General features: G+C 34.8%; 21 protein-coding genes and 1 pseudogene. All 22 read right to left on the bottom strand.

All coding sequences use genetic code 11. From position 1 onward, the window contains the following. Positions 1 to 220: 220 nt before the first annotated feature. Positions 221 to 1,474, bottom strand: a complete 1,254-nt coding sequence (gene clpX, locus BM212_RS00730) for an ATP-dependent Clp protease ATP-binding subunit ClpX (RefSeq protein WP_072694720.1) — start codon at positions 1,472 to 1,474, stop codon at positions 221 to 223. Positions 1,475 to 1,637: 163 nt separating this feature from the next. Beyond that, complete coding sequence (tig, locus tag BM212_RS00735; RefSeq protein WP_091895342.1) at positions 1,638 to 2,951, bottom strand: trigger factor; 1,314 nt, start codon at positions 2,949 to 2,951, stop codon at positions 1,638 to 1,640. Between the two features lie 204 nt (positions 2,952 to 3,155). Continuing rightward, positions 3,156 to 4,103 carry a hypothetical protein gene (locus BM212_RS00740; RefSeq protein ID WP_072694718.1) on the bottom strand — a complete coding sequence of 316 codons (948 nt, stop codon included), beginning with the start codon at positions 4,101 to 4,103 and terminating at the stop codon, positions 3,156 to 3,158. Between the two features lie 117 nt (positions 4,104 to 4,220). Further along, positions 4,221 to 4,991 carry an acetyl-CoA carboxylase carboxyltransferase subunit alpha gene (locus BM212_RS00745; protein WP_425434155.1) on the bottom strand — a complete coding sequence of 257 codons (771 nt, stop codon included), beginning with the start codon at positions 4,989 to 4,991 and terminating at the stop codon, positions 4,221 to 4,223. A gap of 70 nt (positions 4,992 to 5,061) precedes the next feature. Then, positions 5,062 to 5,922 (bottom strand): acetyl-CoA carboxylase, carboxyltransferase subunit beta, encoded by an 861-nt coding sequence (accD, locus tag BM212_RS00750; RefSeq protein ID WP_091895348.1) that lies wholly within the window; start codon positions 5,920 to 5,922, stop codon positions 5,062 to 5,064. Positions 5,923 to 5,925: 3 nt separating this feature from the next. Beyond that, entirely contained in the window at positions 5,926 to 7,299 is a 1,374-nt protein-coding gene (locus BM212_RS00755; RefSeq protein ID WP_091895351.1) for an acetyl-CoA carboxylase biotin carboxylase subunit, read from the bottom strand. Between the two features lie 77 nt (positions 7,300 to 7,376). After that, complete coding sequence (fabZ, locus tag BM212_RS00760) at positions 7,377 to 7,808, bottom strand: 3-hydroxyacyl-ACP dehydratase FabZ (RefSeq protein WP_087057117.1); 432 nt, start codon at positions 7,806 to 7,808, stop codon at positions 7,377 to 7,379. Positions 7,809 to 7,863: 55 nt separating this feature from the next. After that, positions 7,864 to 8,355 carry an acetyl-CoA carboxylase biotin carboxyl carrier protein gene (gene accB, locus BM212_RS00765; RefSeq protein WP_091895354.1) on the bottom strand — a complete coding sequence of 164 codons (492 nt, stop codon included), beginning with the start codon at positions 8,353 to 8,355 and terminating at the stop codon, positions 7,864 to 7,866. A 3-nt stretch (positions 8,356 to 8,358) separates the two neighbouring features. Next, complete coding sequence (gene fabF / locus BM212_RS00770; RefSeq protein ID WP_091895357.1) at positions 8,359 to 9,600, bottom strand: beta-ketoacyl-ACP synthase II; 1,242 nt, start codon at positions 9,598 to 9,600, stop codon at positions 8,359 to 8,361. A gap of 15 nt (positions 9,601 to 9,615) precedes the next feature. Then, complete coding sequence (fabG, locus tag BM212_RS00775; RefSeq protein WP_072694711.1) at positions 9,616 to 10,353, bottom strand: 3-oxoacyl-[acyl-carrier-protein] reductase; 738 nt, start codon at positions 10,351 to 10,353, stop codon at positions 9,616 to 9,618. An 18-nt stretch (positions 10,354 to 10,371) separates the two neighbouring features. Beyond that, positions 10,372 to 11,307 (bottom strand): ACP S-malonyltransferase, encoded by a 936-nt coding sequence (fabD, locus tag BM212_RS00780; protein WP_072694710.1) that lies wholly within the window; start codon positions 11,305 to 11,307, stop codon positions 10,372 to 10,374. A 173-nt stretch (positions 11,308 to 11,480) separates the two neighbouring features. After that, complete coding sequence (gene fabK / locus BM212_RS00785; protein ID WP_072694709.1) at positions 11,481 to 12,431, bottom strand: enoyl-[acyl-carrier-protein] reductase FabK; 951 nt, start codon at positions 12,429 to 12,431, stop codon at positions 11,481 to 11,483. A 28-nt stretch (positions 12,432 to 12,459) separates the two neighbouring features. Continuing rightward, complete coding sequence (locus BM212_RS00790) at positions 12,460 to 12,687, bottom strand: acyl carrier protein (RefSeq protein ID WP_072694708.1); 228 nt, start codon at positions 12,685 to 12,687, stop codon at positions 12,460 to 12,462. Between the two features lie 21 nt (positions 12,688 to 12,708). Then, positions 12,709 to 13,695 (bottom strand): beta-ketoacyl-ACP synthase III, encoded by a 987-nt coding sequence (locus tag BM212_RS00795; protein ID WP_072694707.1) that lies wholly within the window; start codon positions 13,693 to 13,695, stop codon positions 12,709 to 12,711. Further along, positions 13,692 to 14,147, bottom strand: coding sequence for a fatty acid biosynthesis transcriptional regulator FabT (gene fabT, locus BM212_RS00800; RefSeq protein ID WP_072694706.1), 456 nt, complete (start codon positions 14,145 to 14,147; stop codon positions 13,692 to 13,694). The genes BM212_RS00795 and fabT overlap by 4 nt, the downstream gene beginning before the upstream one ends. Before the next feature lie 289 nt (positions 14,148 to 14,436). Continuing rightward, the gene (locus BM212_RS00805; RefSeq protein ID WP_072694705.1) at positions 14,437 to 14,802 is read right to left on the bottom strand and encodes a DUF2187 family protein; all 366 of its coding nucleotides are present in this window, start codon (positions 14,800 to 14,802) and stop codon (positions 14,437 to 14,439) included. Positions 14,803 to 14,927: 125 nt separating this feature from the next. Next, the gene (locus BM212_RS00810) at positions 14,928 to 15,545 is read right to left on the bottom strand and encodes an alpha/beta hydrolase (protein WP_232226869.1); all 618 of its coding nucleotides are present in this window, start codon (positions 15,543 to 15,545) and stop codon (positions 14,928 to 14,930) included. A gap of 16 nt (positions 15,546 to 15,561) precedes the next feature. Then, positions 15,562 to 16,002 carry a MarR family winged helix-turn-helix transcriptional regulator gene (locus BM212_RS00815; RefSeq protein WP_072694704.1) on the bottom strand — a complete coding sequence of 147 codons (441 nt, stop codon included), beginning with the start codon at positions 16,000 to 16,002 and terminating at the stop codon, positions 15,562 to 15,564. Positions 16,003 to 16,117: 115 nt separating this feature from the next. After that, complete coding sequence (locus tag BM212_RS00820; RefSeq protein ID WP_072694703.1) at positions 16,118 to 16,702, bottom strand: NADPH-dependent FMN reductase; 585 nt, start codon at positions 16,700 to 16,702, stop codon at positions 16,118 to 16,120. Positions 16,703 to 16,786: 84 nt separating this feature from the next. Continuing rightward, the gene (locus tag BM212_RS00825) at positions 16,787 to 17,359 is read right to left on the bottom strand and encodes a CDP-alcohol phosphatidyltransferase family protein (RefSeq protein ID WP_072694702.1); all 573 of its coding nucleotides are present in this window, start codon (positions 17,357 to 17,359) and stop codon (positions 16,787 to 16,789) included. Positions 17,360 to 17,532: 173 nt separating this feature from the next. Further along, entirely contained in the window at positions 17,533 to 18,021 is a 489-nt protein-coding gene (locus tag BM212_RS00830; protein ID WP_072694701.1) for a hypothetical protein, read from the bottom strand. A 208-nt stretch (positions 18,022 to 18,229) separates the two neighbouring features. After that, positions 18,230 to 18,452: pseudogene (locus tag BM212_RS12550) on the bottom strand (ISNCY family transposase); the annotation flags it as partial.

Raw genomic sequence — 18,452 nt, forward strand, 5'->3', positions numbered from 1 at the left:
CTAACGTTAAATTTACATACTATAAATATAATCCTGTATAAGTATATCATAATTTGGATGATTTAAAAGAATTTCTTTATTTTTTATGACGTACAGCTTCCAAACTTTACAATTATATGACAAAAGATAGAGTTCAGAAAACACATAAAACTTTTTATTTATACAAAAACAGTATCTCTCATGATAGAGAGATACTGTTTTTCCAGTCTATATTATTAAATCAGCTGATCAATTCCCCATCATTATTATAATAAATTGGACCGCCTGATCCTTCAACAGCATCTTCAGTAATGATGACTTTCTTAATATCTTCACGACTAGGAACTTCAAACATGATTTCCATCATTATACTTTCAATAATAGATCGAAGTCCACGTGCACCAGTGTCACGTTCGATTGCTTTTTTGCCAATCCCTCTTAATGCTTCTTCTTCAAATTCAAGTTCTACGTTATCAATCTGTAGAAGTTTTTTATATTGTTTGACGAGAGCACTCTTAGGTTTTGTAAGAATTTGAACTAAATCATCTTCAGTTAATTTTTCTAAAACAGCAGTTATTGGTAAGCGACCAATAAATTCTGGAATTAATCCATATTTTAATAGATCTTCAGGAATAATCTGCTGCATCATACTTGCACTTTCAGCAAAACCTTTACGTGTATTAGAAGCTCCAAAACCAATGACCTTATCACCAAGGCGATTTTTAACCATTGTTTCGATACCATCAAAAGCTCCACCAACAATAAACAATATATTAGTTGTATCAATTTGAATCAATTCCTGATGAGGATGCTTGCGCCCGCCTTGTGGGGGAACACTAGCAGTAGTTCCTTCAAGGATCTTGAGTAATGCTTGCTGGACTCCTTCACCACTAACGTCTCTAGTGATAGATACATTTTCTGATTTTCTAGCAATTTTATCAATCTCATCAACATAAATAATACCATGCTGAGCACGTTCAACATCATAATCAGCAGATTGAAGAAGTTTAAGTAGAATATTTTCAACATCTTCTCCTACATAGCCTGCTTCAGTTAAATTAGTTGCATCAGCAATTGCAAATGGCACATTCAATATTCTAGCTAAAGTCTGAGCTAGATACGTCTTACCAGAACCAGTCGGCCCAATTAAACAGATATTACTTTTCTGCAATTCAACATCATCTTCCTGATTAGACAGATTATTCACACGTTTATAGTGATTATATACCGCTACAGATAATGCTTTTTTTGCTGCATCTTGTCCAATAATATATTCATTCAATATGGAACGAATTTCTTGAGGTTTTGGAACTTCAGTATCCTCTGCGTAAACTTGCTTATTAAATTCTTCATCCATAATTTCTTTACATAAATCTATACATTCATTACAAATATAAACTCCTGGACCTGCGACAATTTTTTTTACTTGATCTTGTGATTTACCACAAAATGAACAAGAGATATTGCCTGATTGTTCTTCATCATTGTCAAACATAGGCAGGTTCACCTCAATTCCTAAAATCTTTTAACATTTCATATAGTAACATAGAACATTTGTGCTTGCCAATAGGTTGACTCTAGCAGCTAAACATTTACAAAAAACGGGAATGCTATTACAGCATCCCCCCTTTTCATTTATAACATTTCAATCGTTAAATTTATTCTACTGCGTCTTCTGAATCAACTGGTTCTAAAGTTTCTTTAGCAGTTGATGTAATTACGTCAATCGCTTTTTTAAGTGAAATATCTTTCACTAATAAATCTGGAGAAAGTACGCTGCGTACTTGTTCTTCAGGCATGTTGTATTGAGCTGCTAAATCTTTAATTTCTTTCTCAATATCTTCATCATCAGCTGCTAAGTTTTCTGCTTCAACGATAGCTTCTAATACAAGATTAGTACGAACGTTGAATTCTGCTTCACCTTCAAATTGTTTATGAAGATCTGATTCAGAAGAATTTGTCATTTGATAATACATTTCTGGTGAAATACCTTGTTGTTGAAGGTTATTCAAGAACATATCCATTTGACGGTGAACTTCGTCATGTGCCATTTCATGAGGAATCTCTTCAATCTTAGCATTCATTACTGCTTTACGGATTGCTTCGTCATCACGAGCATCATTAGCAGAGTTTTCGCGACCTTCTTCAAGATTTTTACGGATTTTTGCTTTTAATTCATCCAACGTTTCAACGTCTTCATCTGCATCTTTAGCAAATTCATCATCAAGTTCTGGGAGTTCTTTTGATTTAACTTCGTGAACTTTAACATTAAACACTGCTTCTTTTCCAGCAAGATCTTCAGCTTGATACTCTTCTGGGAAAGTAACTGTTACTTCTTTTTCTTCTCCAGCTTTAACACCGATTAATTGCTCTTCAAATCCAGGAATGAAAGAATTAGAGCCTAGCTCAAGAGAATGATTTTCACCTTTTCCACCTTCGAATGCTACACCATCATTGAATCCTTCGAAATCGATAACAACTGTATCGCCTTCTTCTGCTGCATCTTCTTTAACTGTTAATTCAGCTAAATTTTCACGACGTGTTTCAAGATTTTTTTCTACAGCTTCATCAGTAACTTCACGGTCTTGCTTTGTTACTTCAAGTCCTTTATATTCTCCAAGCTCAACTTCTGGTTTTAAAGTAACTTCTGCTATTAATTTCCAGTCTTGTCCTTTTTCAACAGACTCAATGTCAATATTTGGTTGAGCTACAGGTTCAATTCCAGCTTCTTCCACTGCTTTAGAATAAGCTTCAGGAAGTAAGTCATTTAACGTATCTTCATATAATGCTGCTTCACCATACATTTGGTTAAACATTTTACGAGGTACTCTACCTTTACGGAAACCTGGCACATTAAGTGTTTTTTGAACTTTTTTAAATGTTGTATCTAGTCCCTGTTTAACTGTTTCTTGATCGATCGAAAAAGTCAAACGACCAGAAGTAGCTCCTGTTTTTTCAAAATTAGTTGTCATAATTATTTACCCTCCGAATTTCTTTTTTATCTGTAATAAGTGAAGAACGACTGCTAAACAAATACAATCAGTTCCAGTTGAATCTCGTAATACATTTATCTTATTAAATAAGAGTGCATACGGGCATTAAAATCACTTAGCACGTTGCGCATACTAGCTTATCATACAATAGTTATATGAAAAAGTAAACAATAACTATATAAGTTAGCCCTCCATTTTACTTATTTTTTTTATCCATTCCATCATCTTTTTTTCCCTAGCAGAAAACCTTGAATCAAATTCAAGATTTTCTGTCTCAAACGAATAAAGATGTATATATAGTTTTACCCATTCAACGGGATTTTCTATAATCTGTTTAGCAAAAGGATAAATTTTCAATAAATGGAAATTAAGTTCCGGTTTAATTGACATCAACATACTAGGATTTTTTTCTAATTGCATATTCAGTTGTTCATTTACTTGGACTACAATAGATTCTTCATTAAAAGAATCCAATTTAGAAGGGTTTATAATTTTTGTAATTCCTAAAGTTTCAAATTCGAATTCAACATCTGCATTAATGTCAACCAAATTTTGTAAATAAAAAGATTTAGCTAGTGGATCAACAAAAGGGTTGCTCATAAGAAAAGGAATTACGTTAATTAATTCATCTGGAGTTAACAGACTTACTTCATCAACAATTTTTAATTGTTCTTCTCTACTTAAATCAGCTAGAGCAAATAATTTCTTTTTCAGCTCATTTTTTGCTTGATGACGTTCCTTCTCATCTATTAATATCTCTTCTTCTAAAAGTTTTTTCATCTGTGATAATTCATCGATTGATAACTGATCGCCACCAGTTAATCGAGTCAAATAAGTTTCAGCTTGGACAAATCGTTTATTTTTGATGAGCAAAAACAAATATAGTGATACATATTCCGTTTTCATTATATTTTTACCTTTGATATTTTCAACAATTTCTAAAGCTTCGCTGTATCTCTCTAATTGTACTAAAACAGATACATAAAGCGTACTGATATTGGGTTCTTGTTTAATATCATAAGCTAATTCTATATAGTGCAATGCTTTAATCGGCTCATTAAGATTTAAATATTGTTCTGCCTTTTTAAGATACATTGAATAATTATTTGGAAATTCTATTTTTTCTCCCATTATCCCCCTTCTTTCTTATACTATTATAAGTACAAAGAATAAATCGTCAAATTCTGATTGGAATAGTATGGGAAAAAATTAAAAACCGATATGAGAAAAACTCAAATCGGTTTATCGTTAAAACTTCCTGAATCTTTCATACCTTTGTTGAATTAAATGATCTTTTGACTGGGACATTAACTGCTCAATCTCATTTATCATATCTTCCTTTAATGAATTGAGTAATTGAGAGTAATTAATTTTTTTCCCCTCTTTTTCTTCGTAGATAATGCGATCAATAACGCCTAATTTCAACAAATCATATGACGTCAGTTTCATAATTTCTGCTGCTTCTGCAGCTCGTTTGGAATCTTTCCAGAGTATCGAAGCAAATCCTTCTGGCGAAAGAATAGAATAAATAGCAAATTCCATCATCCATACTTTATTGCCTGCAGCAAGAGCGAGGGCTCCACCGCTCCCTCCTTCGCCAATTATAATGGAAAGAATCGGGACCGAGAGATTACTCATTTCAAGCAGATTTTTAGCTAATGCTTCTCCTTGACCACGTTCTTCAGCCTCTACACCACAGTATGCGCCCGAAGTGTTTACAAAAGTAATGATCGGTCGATTGAATTTTTCAGCTTGCTTCATCAATCGTAAAGATTTCCGATATCCTTCTGGATGTGGTGATCCAAAGTTTCTTTTTAAATTTTCTTCTAAATCATGCCCTTTTTGGTTACCGATAATCGTTACAGGTTGACCATTTAGCATACCGATACCGCCAACGACTGCAGCATCATCTTTATATGAACGATCTCCATGAAGCTCAATAAAGTCATCAAAGATTACTTCAATTAATTCCGTTGTTGTGATGCGGTCTGTTTGTCTAGCAATTGAAACGATGTCCATTGCTTCCGCCATTTGACCACCTCTTTTTCTATTATTATTTATTATCTCCATACTAGATTTCTGATTATCTTTAAAAATTAGAATTAGAGACTACATGCATCAGCAAAAGCTTGTTAATGACTTGCTTTAATTCTGTACGCGGTACAATTTTATCAATAAACCCATGTTCCATAACTTTTTCAGCAGATTGAAAATCATCCGGTACTGATTCTTTAATGGTTTGTTCAATTACTCTCCTACCAGCAAATCCAATCAACGCACCTGGTTCAGCAAGAATAACATCTCCTTGCATAGCAAAGCTGGCAGTAACACCACCAGTTGTTGGATCTGTCAAAATGGTTAGATAAAATAAACCTTTGTCAGAGTGTTTTTTAACTGCTGCACTTGTTTTTGCCATCTGCATTAAGGACAAAATCCCCTCCTGCATTCGAGCTCCTCCCGAGGCAGTAAATAAAACAACAGGCAAATTTTTTTCAGCAGCTTTTTCGAATAAACGTGTAACTTTTTCACCAACAGCTTGTCCCATGCTACCCATTATAAAGTTAGAATCCATAATTCCAATCGCTAGATCAACTCCATTTAGTTTAGCTCTCCCAGTTAATACAGCTTCTCTTAACCCAGAATTTATTTGAGCTTTTTTTAGCTTTTCATCGTAACCCGGAAAGTTTAAAGGATCTAATGAAACAATATCCTCATCCCACTCTTGAAATGTCCCTTCATCAATTGTTAAATGCAGCCTTTCTTGGGCGCTGATTCTAAAAGCATATTGACAATTTGGACAAATTCTTTCATTCCCTAAATCTTTAGAATAAATTGATTGTTTACAGTTTGGGCATTTGACAAACATACCGTCTGGTACAAAAGGAGCTCGTTCTGAATCATTTGTGACCTTCTGTAAAGAAATATAAGGACGCTTTTTAAATAGTCGCAACGATTACTCCTCCTCTAAACGATTTTGCCATTTTGGTATGAATGTATTCTCCAAATACTCAGTATCATATTTTCCATTAATAAATTCTTCATCATCTAGCAAGTCTAATTGGAAAGCTAGATTTGTCTGAATACCCTCCACAACCATCTCTTTAAGTGCACGTTTCATTTTCGCTATTGCAATCTCTCTAGTATTTCCATGAGTTATTACTTTAGCAATCATTGCATCATAATATGGAGGAATCTCTCCACCAGCAAACAGTGCTGTATCTACTCTTAAACCATTTCCTCCAGAAGGAAGATTCAAATATTTTATAACTCCTGGTGAAGGAGCAAAATTGAAAGCAGGGTTTTCTGCATTAATACGACATTCGATCGAATGGCCTTTTAATTGCAAAGAATCTTGATCAATCGAAAGAGGTTCATTGTTTGCAATTTTGATTTGCTCTTGAACAATATCAAAATCTGAAATCATTTCAGTGATTGGATGCTCTACCTGGATTCTAGTATTCATTTCCATGAAATAAAATTCCCCGCTTGCATCAAGTAAAAACTCAACAGTTCCAGCATTCTTGTATCCAACATACTCTGCTGCTCTTACAGCAGCAGCTCCAATATGTTTTCTTTGATCTTCTGATAATATGTGAGAAGGGGCTTCTTCAAGAATTTTTTGATGGTTTCGCTGCATAGAGCAGTCTCGTTCACCTAAATGAATAACATTGCCGAAATGGTCCCCTAATAATTGAATTTCAATATGCTTAGCAGGTGAAATGATTTTCTCCATATACATACGGTCATCTCCAAATGCTGCTTTTGCTTCGGATTTTGCAGAATTAAAGGCCTGCAATAATTGATCAGATGAGTTTACCACCCGCATTCCTTTACCGCCACCACCAGCTACCGCTTTAACGATAACTGGAAAACCGATTGCTTCAGCTGTTTCAAGCACTTCTTCATCACTTTCTAAAAAACTGTCGCTACCAGGCACAATAGGAACATTAGCTTTACGCATCATTTCTCTAGCGTTCGCTTTATTTCCCATCTGGTCAATAGTCTCTTTGTCGGGTCCGATGAATACAATATTCACTTCTTCACACATTGCGGCAAACGTACTATTTTCAGAAAGGAATCCAAATCCTGGATGAATCGCTTGTGCTCCAGTGATGACTGCTGCGCTTAATATGTTCTGCATATTCAAATAAGAATCGCTAGCTTTTGATGGTCCAATGCAGACCGCTTCATCAGCTAGTTGCATGTGCAAAGCATCTTCATCCGCTTCAGAATAAACAGCAACCGTTTGAATACCCATCTCTTGGCAAGCACGAATGATCCGTACTGCTATCTCTCCTCGATTGGCTACTAATATTTTTTGAAACATGTTATTACCTTCCTTAAATCAGATTGTATGACTATTTTGAATAGATCATAACGTATACTTTTAAAAGTTAAAGTACATTAACGGCCGATAATAAATGTCATTTCAACTTCACAAACTTTTTTACCATCAACATATGCAACGCCTTTACCAATTCCAGCGTACTCTTTTAATTTAACGATATCTACTTTAAGTTCTAAAACATCACCAGGGACAACTTTTTTTCTGAATTTAACTTTATTCAGTCCGCCTAAGTAAGCTGTCTGACCTTTAAATTGATCCATTTTCAGCAATGGAATTGATCCAGCTTGTGCTAAACTTTCTACAATTAATACACCTGGCATTACCGGTTCTCCTGGAAAATGTCCTTGGAAGAATTCTTCATTGATTGTTACATTTTTAATAGCTGTAACATGTTCTCCTGGAATCATTTCAGTTACTTTATCAATAAAGTAGATTGGGTAACGATTGGGAATCAATTCTTGGATTTCTTGAATATTCATAGTAGTCATTTTAATTGCTCCTTAAATTAAAAATATTTTTTATTTATAGTTGTTTAACACAACTTTATTCTGTATCAGTGATTTGAACCAGCGGTTGTCCGAATTCTATTGGCTGACCATCTTCAACCAGCACTTTATGGACAGTTCCACTTACATCACTTTTTATTTCGTTCATAACTTTCATTGCTTCAATGATCACTAAAGGTTGACCTTTTTCGATTTTATCTCCAGCTTTTACAAAAGGAGGCTTGTCTGGTGAAGAAGCAAGATATGAAGTTCCAACGATTGGAGCAGTAATCTCATGAACATTCTCCAATGTTTCTGTTTCCTCGGCTTGCTTACCATTTTCTGAAACAACGACACTACGTTCAATCGAAGATGTACTTTCGACTCTCTGAGGTTCAATTGCTTGTCTGGCTGCTTCAGGTTGTGTTGGTACTGGAGCTGAATCATTCTTGCTCATTTTTATAGAAACTAGATCGTTGTTCAGTTCAAATACTTTTAAGCTTGAAGCATCAATTTTTTCTATTAATTCTTTTATCTGGTCAAAATTCATTACTTATGCATCCTCCCATTTTTTGAACAGGGTGACTGCATTGTGCCCTCCGAAACCTAATGAGTTATTCATAGCATACTGAATAGCTTTTTCTCTTGCTTCATTAGGAATGTAATCTAAATCACATTTTTCATCTGGAGTTTCTAACCCAATTGTTGGAGGCAAAATACCTTCTTGTAAAGCTTTGATACACGCTACTGCTTCAATTGCACCTGCTCCACCAAGTAAGTGTCCAGTACTACCTTTTGTACTTGAGATAGCAACTGAGTGAGCAACTTCTTCTCCAAGCGCTCTCTTGATCGCAGCTGTCTCAGATGAATCATTTGCTGGTGTTGCAGTACCATGAGCATTGATATAGCCAACTTGGTTCGGTTCAATACTTGCTTCAGCCATTGCTTGAATCATCGCGTTAGCAGCGCCTTCACCATCTGGAGTAGGTGCTGTCATGTGGTAGCTGTCTCCAGTCGCCCCATATCCAACGATTTCTGCATAGATTTTAGCACCACGTTCTTGAGCACTTTCAAGACTTTCAAGTAAAATTACCGCTCCACCTTCACCCATTACAAATCCTTGACGGTTTTTGTCAAATGGAGTTGAAGCTTTATCTGGATCTTCACTGTTTGATAATGCTGTTAATGCAGCAAATCCTGACATTCCAATCTCATTAATACTCGCTTCTGATCCACCCGCTAGCATATAGTCAGCATATCCATGTTTGATGTTTCTGTATGCTTCACCTATTGAATTATTACCTGAAGCACAAGCAGTAACGATAGACAAGTTCGGTCCTTTAGCACCTGTAGCGATAGAGATATTTCCCGCTACCATGTTTCCAATTGCCATTGGTACAAAGAAAGGTGCTACACGATCTAATCCTTTTTCATGCATTTTTATGATTTGACTTTGCATAGCGTTTAATCCGCCAATACCTGATCCTACCATTACACCTAAACGAGTTGCGTCGATTTCATCCGCATCAAGTTTAGCATCTTCCATTGCTTCAAGAGCAGCAGCGACGCCATACTGAGAGAAAACGTCCATTCTTTTTGCTAGTTTACGGTCCATACGTTCTTTAGCTACGAAATCTTTAACTTCTCCAGCTACATGAACATTAATAGGTGTTCCATCAAATTTCGTCAATTGTCCAATGCCATTTTTCCCTGTTTTTAGTCCATTCCAAAAATCTTCTACGTTATTTCCAAGAGGAGTGACTGCTCCTAATCCTGTTATTACGACTCTACGCATTTTTATTCCTCCTAATTATCCATTCATGACCATACCACCGTCGACATTAATAACCTGTCCAGTGATATACTTTTGATTGCTTAAAAATAATGCTGCTTCTGCTACTTCTTCTGGTTGACCTAAACGTTTTAATGGAATCTGAGTTAAAATGGTCTCTTTAACTTTATCACTCAAAACATCTGTCATATCAGAGTCAACGAATCCAGGTGCAATTGCATTGACTGTGATCCCTCTAGGGGCCAATTCTCTAGCAACTGATTTAGTAAATCCGATTATTCCTGCTTTACTAGCAGCATAGTTTGCTTGACCAGCGTTACCCACTTGACCGACAACACTAGCAAGATTAATGATACAACCGCTCTTTTGCTTCAACATATATTTTGAAGCAACTTTCGTTGTATAGAATGTACCTTTCAAGTTAATATCGATCGTTTGGTCAAATTCTTCTTCAGTCATTCTAAGCAAAAGATTATCTCTTGTAATTCCTGCATTATTAATTAATACATCCACACTACCAAATTTATCTTTAGTCTCTTTAATTAAACGACTAGCAAAATCTGGATCGCTTATGTCTCCTATACAAGTGAAAATTTCTCCGCCAAAATGGCTCAATTCTGATAACTGTTCTTCTGAAATTTCTTTACGTCCATTTAATACAACATTATGGCCCGCATTTGCAAATGCATAGGCAATTGCTCTACCAATCCCTCTAGAGCTGCCTGTAACAATAACAGTTTTTATACTTTCTACCACATTTTCACCTCTAATATTTTAGTTGTTAAACGCAACCTTATCGATTGCCTTATGCAACTGCTTAATATTCTCAACATTCATGACAGTTACACTACGATCAATTTTTTTAACGAATGTCTTTAATGTCTTACCCGGTCCAAGTTCTATAAAAGTATCTGCTCCATCTGTTATCATTTGCTGAATCATCTGCTCAAATCTAACAGGAGACATAACTTGCTTAACTAATGTTGGTGCAACTTGTTCTTTAGTCTCATAAACAGCTGCTGTAGTATTACTATAAACTGGATAAGTAAAATCATTTATATTAACTGATTTTAGCTCTTCTCCCAGTTTATCAGCTGCTGGTTCAAGTAACTTAGTATGGAAAGGTCCACTTACATTTAGTGGAATAACCTTTTTAGCTTCTGCTTTTTCTAATTCAGTGATTGCGGCTGATACGCCTTCTTGTACACCTGCAATAACGATTTGGCCAGGCATATTATAATTAGCAATCTGTACAAAATGTTTTTCACTGATCTCGTCACATATTTTTTCAACGACTTCAGATTTCAACCCCATGACTGCAGCCATAGCGCCTACACCCTTGGGAACAGCTTGATCCATATACGTTCCACGTTTATGAACAAGCTTTACTGCATCTTCAAATGTAAAAACCTCTGAGGAAACCAGTGCGGTATATTCTCCTAAACTAAGCCCCGCTACCATATCCGGTTTAATTCCAGCATCTTTCATTAAATGTTCTATAGCATGACTGAGCGTTAATATTGCCGGCTGAGTTAATGGTGTCCAGTTCAGCTTTTCATCATCATTGAATGTTAAAGCAGCTAAATCAATATCCAAGGCTCTGCTCGCTTGATCAAAAATTTTCCTGACACTTTCATGCTCTTCATACAATTCTTTTCCCATTCCATTATATTGAGCGCCTTGCCCGCTAAACAAGAATGCTGTAGACATATTAAATATCCTTTCTTTACTTAACTCTTTTAAAAGATCAATCAAGGGAATGAAACAAGTTTATTAGGTGATTAAGAATCATATATATTGCTTACTAGCTTGCTTCAATCCCCAATTTCAATCTTATTATAATAATCTGCATACTTTGAATATCAAAGTATCACTGAAAAAAATTAGAATACAACAGGATTTGAAGTTAGTTCTTTGTATTCACTCATTAATTCTTCAACAATTTCCTTACAGCTTTGTTCTTTTTTCACTAGTCCTGCACTCTGTCCGGACATAAATGAGCCAGTATCTTTGTCTCCATCGACAACTGCTCGTTTCAGAGCCCCTTTTCCCAATGCTTCTAAGCGAGAGAAATCCGGGTTTTCATCACTTGTGATTTCTTTTTCTACTTTTAAGTACTCATTTGTTAATTTATTTCTTAAGACACGAACTGGATGACCGGTAATCATCCCCGTTACTACAGTATCAATATCTCGGGCTTTAATGACTCTCTTTTTAAAGTTATCATGAGCAATACTTTCTATAGCTACAACGAATCTGGTCCCAAGTTGAACTGCTGAAGCTCCCAGCATGATCGCAGCTGCCATTCCTCTTCCGTCAGCAATACCACCTGCTGCAATAACAGGAATATTCACTGCGTCAACCACTTGAGGAACTAGTGTCATCGTTGTTGATTTACCTATATGTCCACCAGCTTCCATTCCTTCACAGATAATTGCATCTGCCCCGTCTTTTTCCATACGTTTGGCTAAAGCAACTGAAGCGACAACAGGAATCACTACGATACCAGCTTCTTTAAATTTTTTCATGTATCTTCCTGGACTACCGGCACCAGTTGAAATTACACTAACCTTTTCTTCACAGACTACGTTAACAACTTCATCAACATATGGTGATAGTAAAAGGACATTTACCCCAAAAGGCTTATCAGTCATTTCTTTTGTTTCGCGGATCAATTTGCGTACATATTCTCCCGGCTCATGCCCAGCTCCAATCATACCCAATCCGCCAGCATTTGAAACTCCAGCAGCTAAGCTAGGAGTTCCAACCCATGACATTGCTCCTTGAATAATAGGATATTGAATCCCAATTTTCTCCATAAGTGCTTGATCCATATAGGAGCTCCCTTCCAATAAAATTTAATTAAGCTAGTTGTTCATTGACATACTTAACGATGTCTCCAACAGTGTTTAAACCTTCTTCAGTTTCAATTTTAATATCAAATTCATCTTCAATATCGTTGATGATTTGGAATAAGTCTAAGCTGTCTGCTTCTAATTCTTCACGGAAGTTAGTTTCCATTTGTACTTCTTCTGTTTCTTTATCTAATTGGTCCACAATAATTTCTTGAATTTTTTCGAAAGTTGACATTTTTGGTTCCTCCAAATTTTTTTATAGTTTTATTAATAATGATCCCCATGTTAAGCCGCCGCCAAAGCCAGTCAAAACTATGGTTTGATTACTGTTGAGCTGAATATCACCATGTTCAATTAATTCATCCAATAGTATTGGAATGCTAGCCGCTGATGTGTTTCCATATTGATCAATATTTTGAGGAAACTTCTCAATAGGCTGCTTCAACTTTTTAGATACTGCTTTGATTAATCTTGCATTAGCTTGATGTAATAAAAAGTAATCGATTTCTTCAAGTTGCAGCTGATTAGCTTCGACAACTTCAATGATACTTTTAGGAACAGACCTAATAACAAAATCAAATATATCTCTACCGTTCATTTGTAAGTGTGGATTTGCCTTATTGCCTGAAGTAAGCAAATTGTTGACCGCAACTTCTCCAGAAGTTAATGAACTACCCCTTGAACCGTCTGCATGTAAATTTTCACCTATAAAACTGTGTGTGTTTTCATTTTTTTCAAGTAAAACACATCCAGCTCCATCTCCGAATAATACAGCAGTTGAACGGTCTTTCCAGTCCACTACTTTAGACATAACTTCTCCACCGATAACAAGTGCATATTGATAAGGACTGACAGATAGCATTTTTTCTGCAACAGAGCAAGCATAGACAAATCCTGAACAAGCAGCATTAATATCAAATGCCATTGCATTTTTTGCATGGATATTTGACTGAACGGTGCAAGCAACAGACGGTGAATGAGCATCTGGTGACATTGTTGCTACAATAAGCAAACCAATCTCTTCAGCTTTTACCTTAACCTTACCCAATGCTTTCAATGCAGCTTCAGTACATAGATCAGAAGTATTTTCTGTCGTACTGATATGTCTTTGTTTAATTCCCGTACGTGACGTAATCCATTCATCGGAAGTATCTAACCATTCTGTTAAATCATCATTCGTAAGAATTTTTTCAGGAATATATTTTCCCACTGAATGGATCCTAACTTTTACTCGATTACTCACTCTGGTAACTGCTCCTTTGTACGCTCTAAAAAGTCATGAAGATTTCTTAGACCTATCATTAGTATTTCTGACTGTTCTTTATCCATTTCTGCAATTGTTTCTTTAACCATATCTCTATGAAACTTATCATGTAAACGATATAGCAACCGACCATTCGGAGTTAAAGCAAGTTTAACCACACGCCTATCTGAATCTGTACGTATTCTTTCTACATAACCTTTACGTACAAGATTATTTACTGAAACAGTTAGCGTTCCTACGGTAACACCTAACTTTTTAGCCACTTCGCTAGTCGTATGCTGATGATACATTCCTACCGCTTCGATCGTATGCATTTCTTTTATTGAAACATCTTTAAAACGACTAGACTGCAGAGTTTTTTCTTCGATCATCAATACGTCGTTAAAGATCGTAACCAAGTAACTATTGATTTCGTTAACTAATGGATCCACATCAACTCCCCCATTTCTATTACTTCGTCAATATAGTTTGATTATCAAAGTATTTGACTATCAAAATATTATCTTACATTTCTTTTCCTGTCAAGAATAAATTTCAATGCATAGTATTATTCCAATTAAATAGTATTTAAAAGCTTTGACAACAATCATATTGCTTATTTTTATTGGCACATATTTTCAATTATTATAAAAATAAAAGACTGCCTTTAAGTAATTACCCTAAAGAGAAATTTTATTCTCTCATTTCGAGGTATCTACTTAAGACAGTCTATTTTAATACTTATTCAACTTCTTCTGTTTCGTCATTAACTTGTTTTTTAAATCCTTCAATATCCTTAAAATTAACGACCGTTTTTTCTTCCATCAAGTCATGCATTCTTTCTGCTGACTGATCCCAGTTAATCTTAACAATCGCACTATTTGTAAGCAATTTTTCGATAATACCTTCCATCGGCTCATCTCTAAAAAAGAAAATGATTTCATCTCCGATATCCGGTCTTAAATCTTCCTTGATCGTCTCTATAATTTCGACAGCTTCTTTATAAGGCAAATCCAGTAAATTAGCAATTCGGGAGTTGCTGGCACCTTTTCGAAGTTCTGTTTCCACTAAAACTTGAACTTCCTCGGTAATTTTTTCTTTAGCCATAAAAATCTCCTTAGTCTTAAATTTCAGATCTTTATTAAATGTTTCTAATCTATTATATCACAAATTAGCTATAAAATCGATAAGTCAATGTGACTATCTATAGAAATTTAAGATTAATATACTATTTATAGATTTTCGTACCACATAGAGGCTGCATTCAATTCATTTTGAGACAAGCTATGTCCATTATTTCCCCAATACGTTGTTATACTCGCTCCAGCTTCAATAAAAATTTGCTCCAATTCTTTTGTTTCTTCCGGCAAACAAAGTGGATCGTTTTCTCCTGCTCCAATAAACAAACGCTGATTTGATAAATCAGGAAGCTCTGTATTTCTGGTAGGAACCATCGGATGTAAAAGCATTCCTTGGTATAAAACATCATTGTAGTGGAAAAGCAAACTAGATGCTATGTTTGCACCATTCGAGTATCCTAAAACGACAAGCTGTTTCGTTTTAAACCCATAATGTGCTGCTGCTGCATTTAAAAATTCAAATAATTTATCTGTTTCTTTTTTCAAGCTTACTTCGTCTAAAATGCCCATCGCTTTTCTTTCAAAAAAGCGATTCATCCCATTTTCATTAATGTTTCCTCTCAGACTTAAAATACCCGCTTGTGGATCAATCATTTTTGCTAACTGGATCATGTCATGCTCATCTCCTCCAGTTCCGTGCAATAATAAAAAGACAGTGGTGTTTCCCATTAAAGGTTCATTATAAACATGGATAAATGATTCAAGTGACAATATAAGCGTCCTCTCTTTATTTAATTAGTTTAGCTGATTCATATCCAACTTCTTTCAATAATGTTCGTAATTTATTTAAATCATCATCAGAAAGATTCTTAAATATTTTTTCAATTGTTTGGGCATGCTTAGGAAAAATATCTTCCATTTTAAGATAACCTTCTGCAGTCAGTTCTGCAAAAGTAACTCTTCTATCTTTAACATCTGCAATTCTTTGAACCAGTCCTTTTTCTTCTAAACGATCAATTACATAAGTTATACTGCTTGAAGCTAGTAATATTTTTTTCCCAATCATTTGAATCGGTTGCTTTCCTTTATTATATAGATATTCCATCACTGTAAATTCGGTAGCATTCAACCCATAAGAAATCATATCTTCTTTTACAACTCTTTCTACACTAGAGGCCGCTCTCAAAATTGTTGTTAATGCTTTTAATGAGTCTTCATTTCTTGTCATAATTTCACCTACTTATTTATCTTTAATAATATACGAATTCGTACTAAAAAACAATAGGTAACAAAGCTAATATAGACTATTAGCTTTGTTACAGTTCCTATTTATAGTTAACTTTCTAACTGTTCGCGGATTTCTTATTGCGTACTTCTATCATTGCTTCAGTCCAAGGTATCAATTGATCAATCATTATCTCAACAGCCTCTTTTTGAGCACTAGAAGGATTAAGATTCGGGTAATCAAAATCATAAAAAATGGATAGTGCTGGGTTTGTTCTAACATGTGCAACTTGAAACTCTGACAACACTGATCTTAGCTGTTCAGCTGAACGAACCCCACCAGAAGAACCATAGCTTACGATTCCTGCTGCCTTATCATTTAATTCATGATATAAAAAGTCTAAAGCATTTTTCAAAGCACTTGGTATACCATGATTATATTCTGGTGCAATAAAGATATAGCCATCTTGATCCGTCATTTTTTGAGACCATGGAAGTTGTTTCTCTTTTTCAATTAATTCATCTGTATATGCAGGAGAAGTTGGTTCAGCAAAAACAGGTAAATTAAACTGTTTGATATCTATAATTTCATATTCTACATCATCATTATCTTGTCTGTTTATCGCTAGTTTTTTAACCCATTCTGCAACATCTAGATTGACACGATTCTCTCTAATTGAACCAGTAATAATCCCAATTTTCATTCTGTTTCCTCCTTCTTTAAGTTATTTTAATTATAACACTCAAAAAAACAGAATTAAAAAAAGTTAGCCCTTCTTTATTCGACTTTAGTTTAGAACATTCGAATCATTGTACATTTCTATAAATACTTTCATATACCTGATGAAAGCAAATATTTGAAAAAGAGCAGTAATAATTATAAGAGACCAAAGGAATCCCCGACTAATCTCCGGTAATAAAACCAGTATAAACATACATAGATAAAAGACAATTGTACCAATTTTCCCGAACCATTTAGCTCCATCTACCATTTTTCCTTTTTTTAGCAATATATAACTAAAAATAAACATACTAGTCTCTTTTACGATAAATATACCTAGTAAGTACCCCATAACAGGCCATTTAACAAGCAGTACCGATGCAACTGCCAACTGTGTTAATTTATCGGCAATAGGATCAAATATTTTCCCTAAATTTGTAATTTGATTAAATTTCCGCGCGATAATACCATCCATCGCATCAGTAAGCCCCGAAACAAATAATATACCTGCAGCAATCAAGTAACCATTTATGTCTGTCGCTATAAGATATGAATAGATAAACAGAGGAATTAATAGTATTCTGAAATATGATAATATATTTGGTACTTTAAACCATTCATTACGATATATATTTTTCATTATCGCCTCACCTTTACTTTACAAATAAAAAAGAGGAGCCTAGAATGTTTCCTCCTTTTCTGCGATACTTCTTTCATTTTTTAAAAAAAGCACATGCTAATTGTCTATTTTTATACTTATTAAAAGTTTGTTTCTTTTAACTAACTTTAGTATATTCCATTAAAGTACTAGATTCAATTTGTTTCTGGATTTTCACTATGGTTATCAGGATTAAAATTATCTTCATGTGTCTGATCATCTGTACCAGGGTCTTTAAAATCGACGCCAAATCCCGGCGCTGACAGATGATCATCTAATGAACTTTCAAAATCCCCTTTTTCTTTTTCGTCTTCTCTAGAAGGAGTTTTTTGATCATTTAATTTTTGCTTAGTGATATGCTTTGGCATCTCTTGAAGCATAACATATCCCCCTCTTTTTAACTTATCCATAAATAGTTCTGTATCTTTTTCAGATAATTTATACTTTTCAGCAATATCATTATCTCTAAGTTCTAATTTACTCACACCATCGACCTGCAAATTGATTAGCGCAGCTATCGAATCTCTTTGTTCTTCTTTGGTAACTATAGTAAGTTTATTTTCAGGAATATGCTTTTCTTTTGTCGCTTGTTCAATATTAGATGTTACCTCTTCTTCTAATTGAAACATTGACAGCAACTTCATACTATTGTCCTCCTTGTATCATTTTCAATAAGCTTATGATATCAAAGTAAATCATTCCCACCAAACAAGAAGCCTTGTTTTGATTTATATTTTTAATAGAAGTATGTCAAGCGAAAGTTAAAATGTCCTAAAACCAAGGCTCACATTAATGCAAGCTTTTACTTCGCAAAAGCTTGCATTAATGTGACCGAATTTGTTAAAATTAGTCCTAAGCTGTTTGTTCAGCTTCGTACTCTTCGAGTGTTTTTCCGACACTGCGAAGATATCTTTTGAAAGATTCTAGTTTCCACGGGTGAGATTGTGGGGGAATATACTGGCGTCTTTCTTTTTTTTGCTCTGGAATCGGATCAAACTCTTGTGAGTAGTAGTCATGTTCTTTCAGTCTCCTTGTTGTGTATATTTTTTCAGCTATATTTACATAGATATCTCCG

It is taken from the genome of Marinilactibacillus piezotolerans (assembly GCF_900114235.1).
Taxonomy (GTDB): Bacteria; Bacillota; Bacilli; order Lactobacillales; family Carnobacteriaceae_A; genus Marinilactibacillus; species Marinilactibacillus piezotolerans.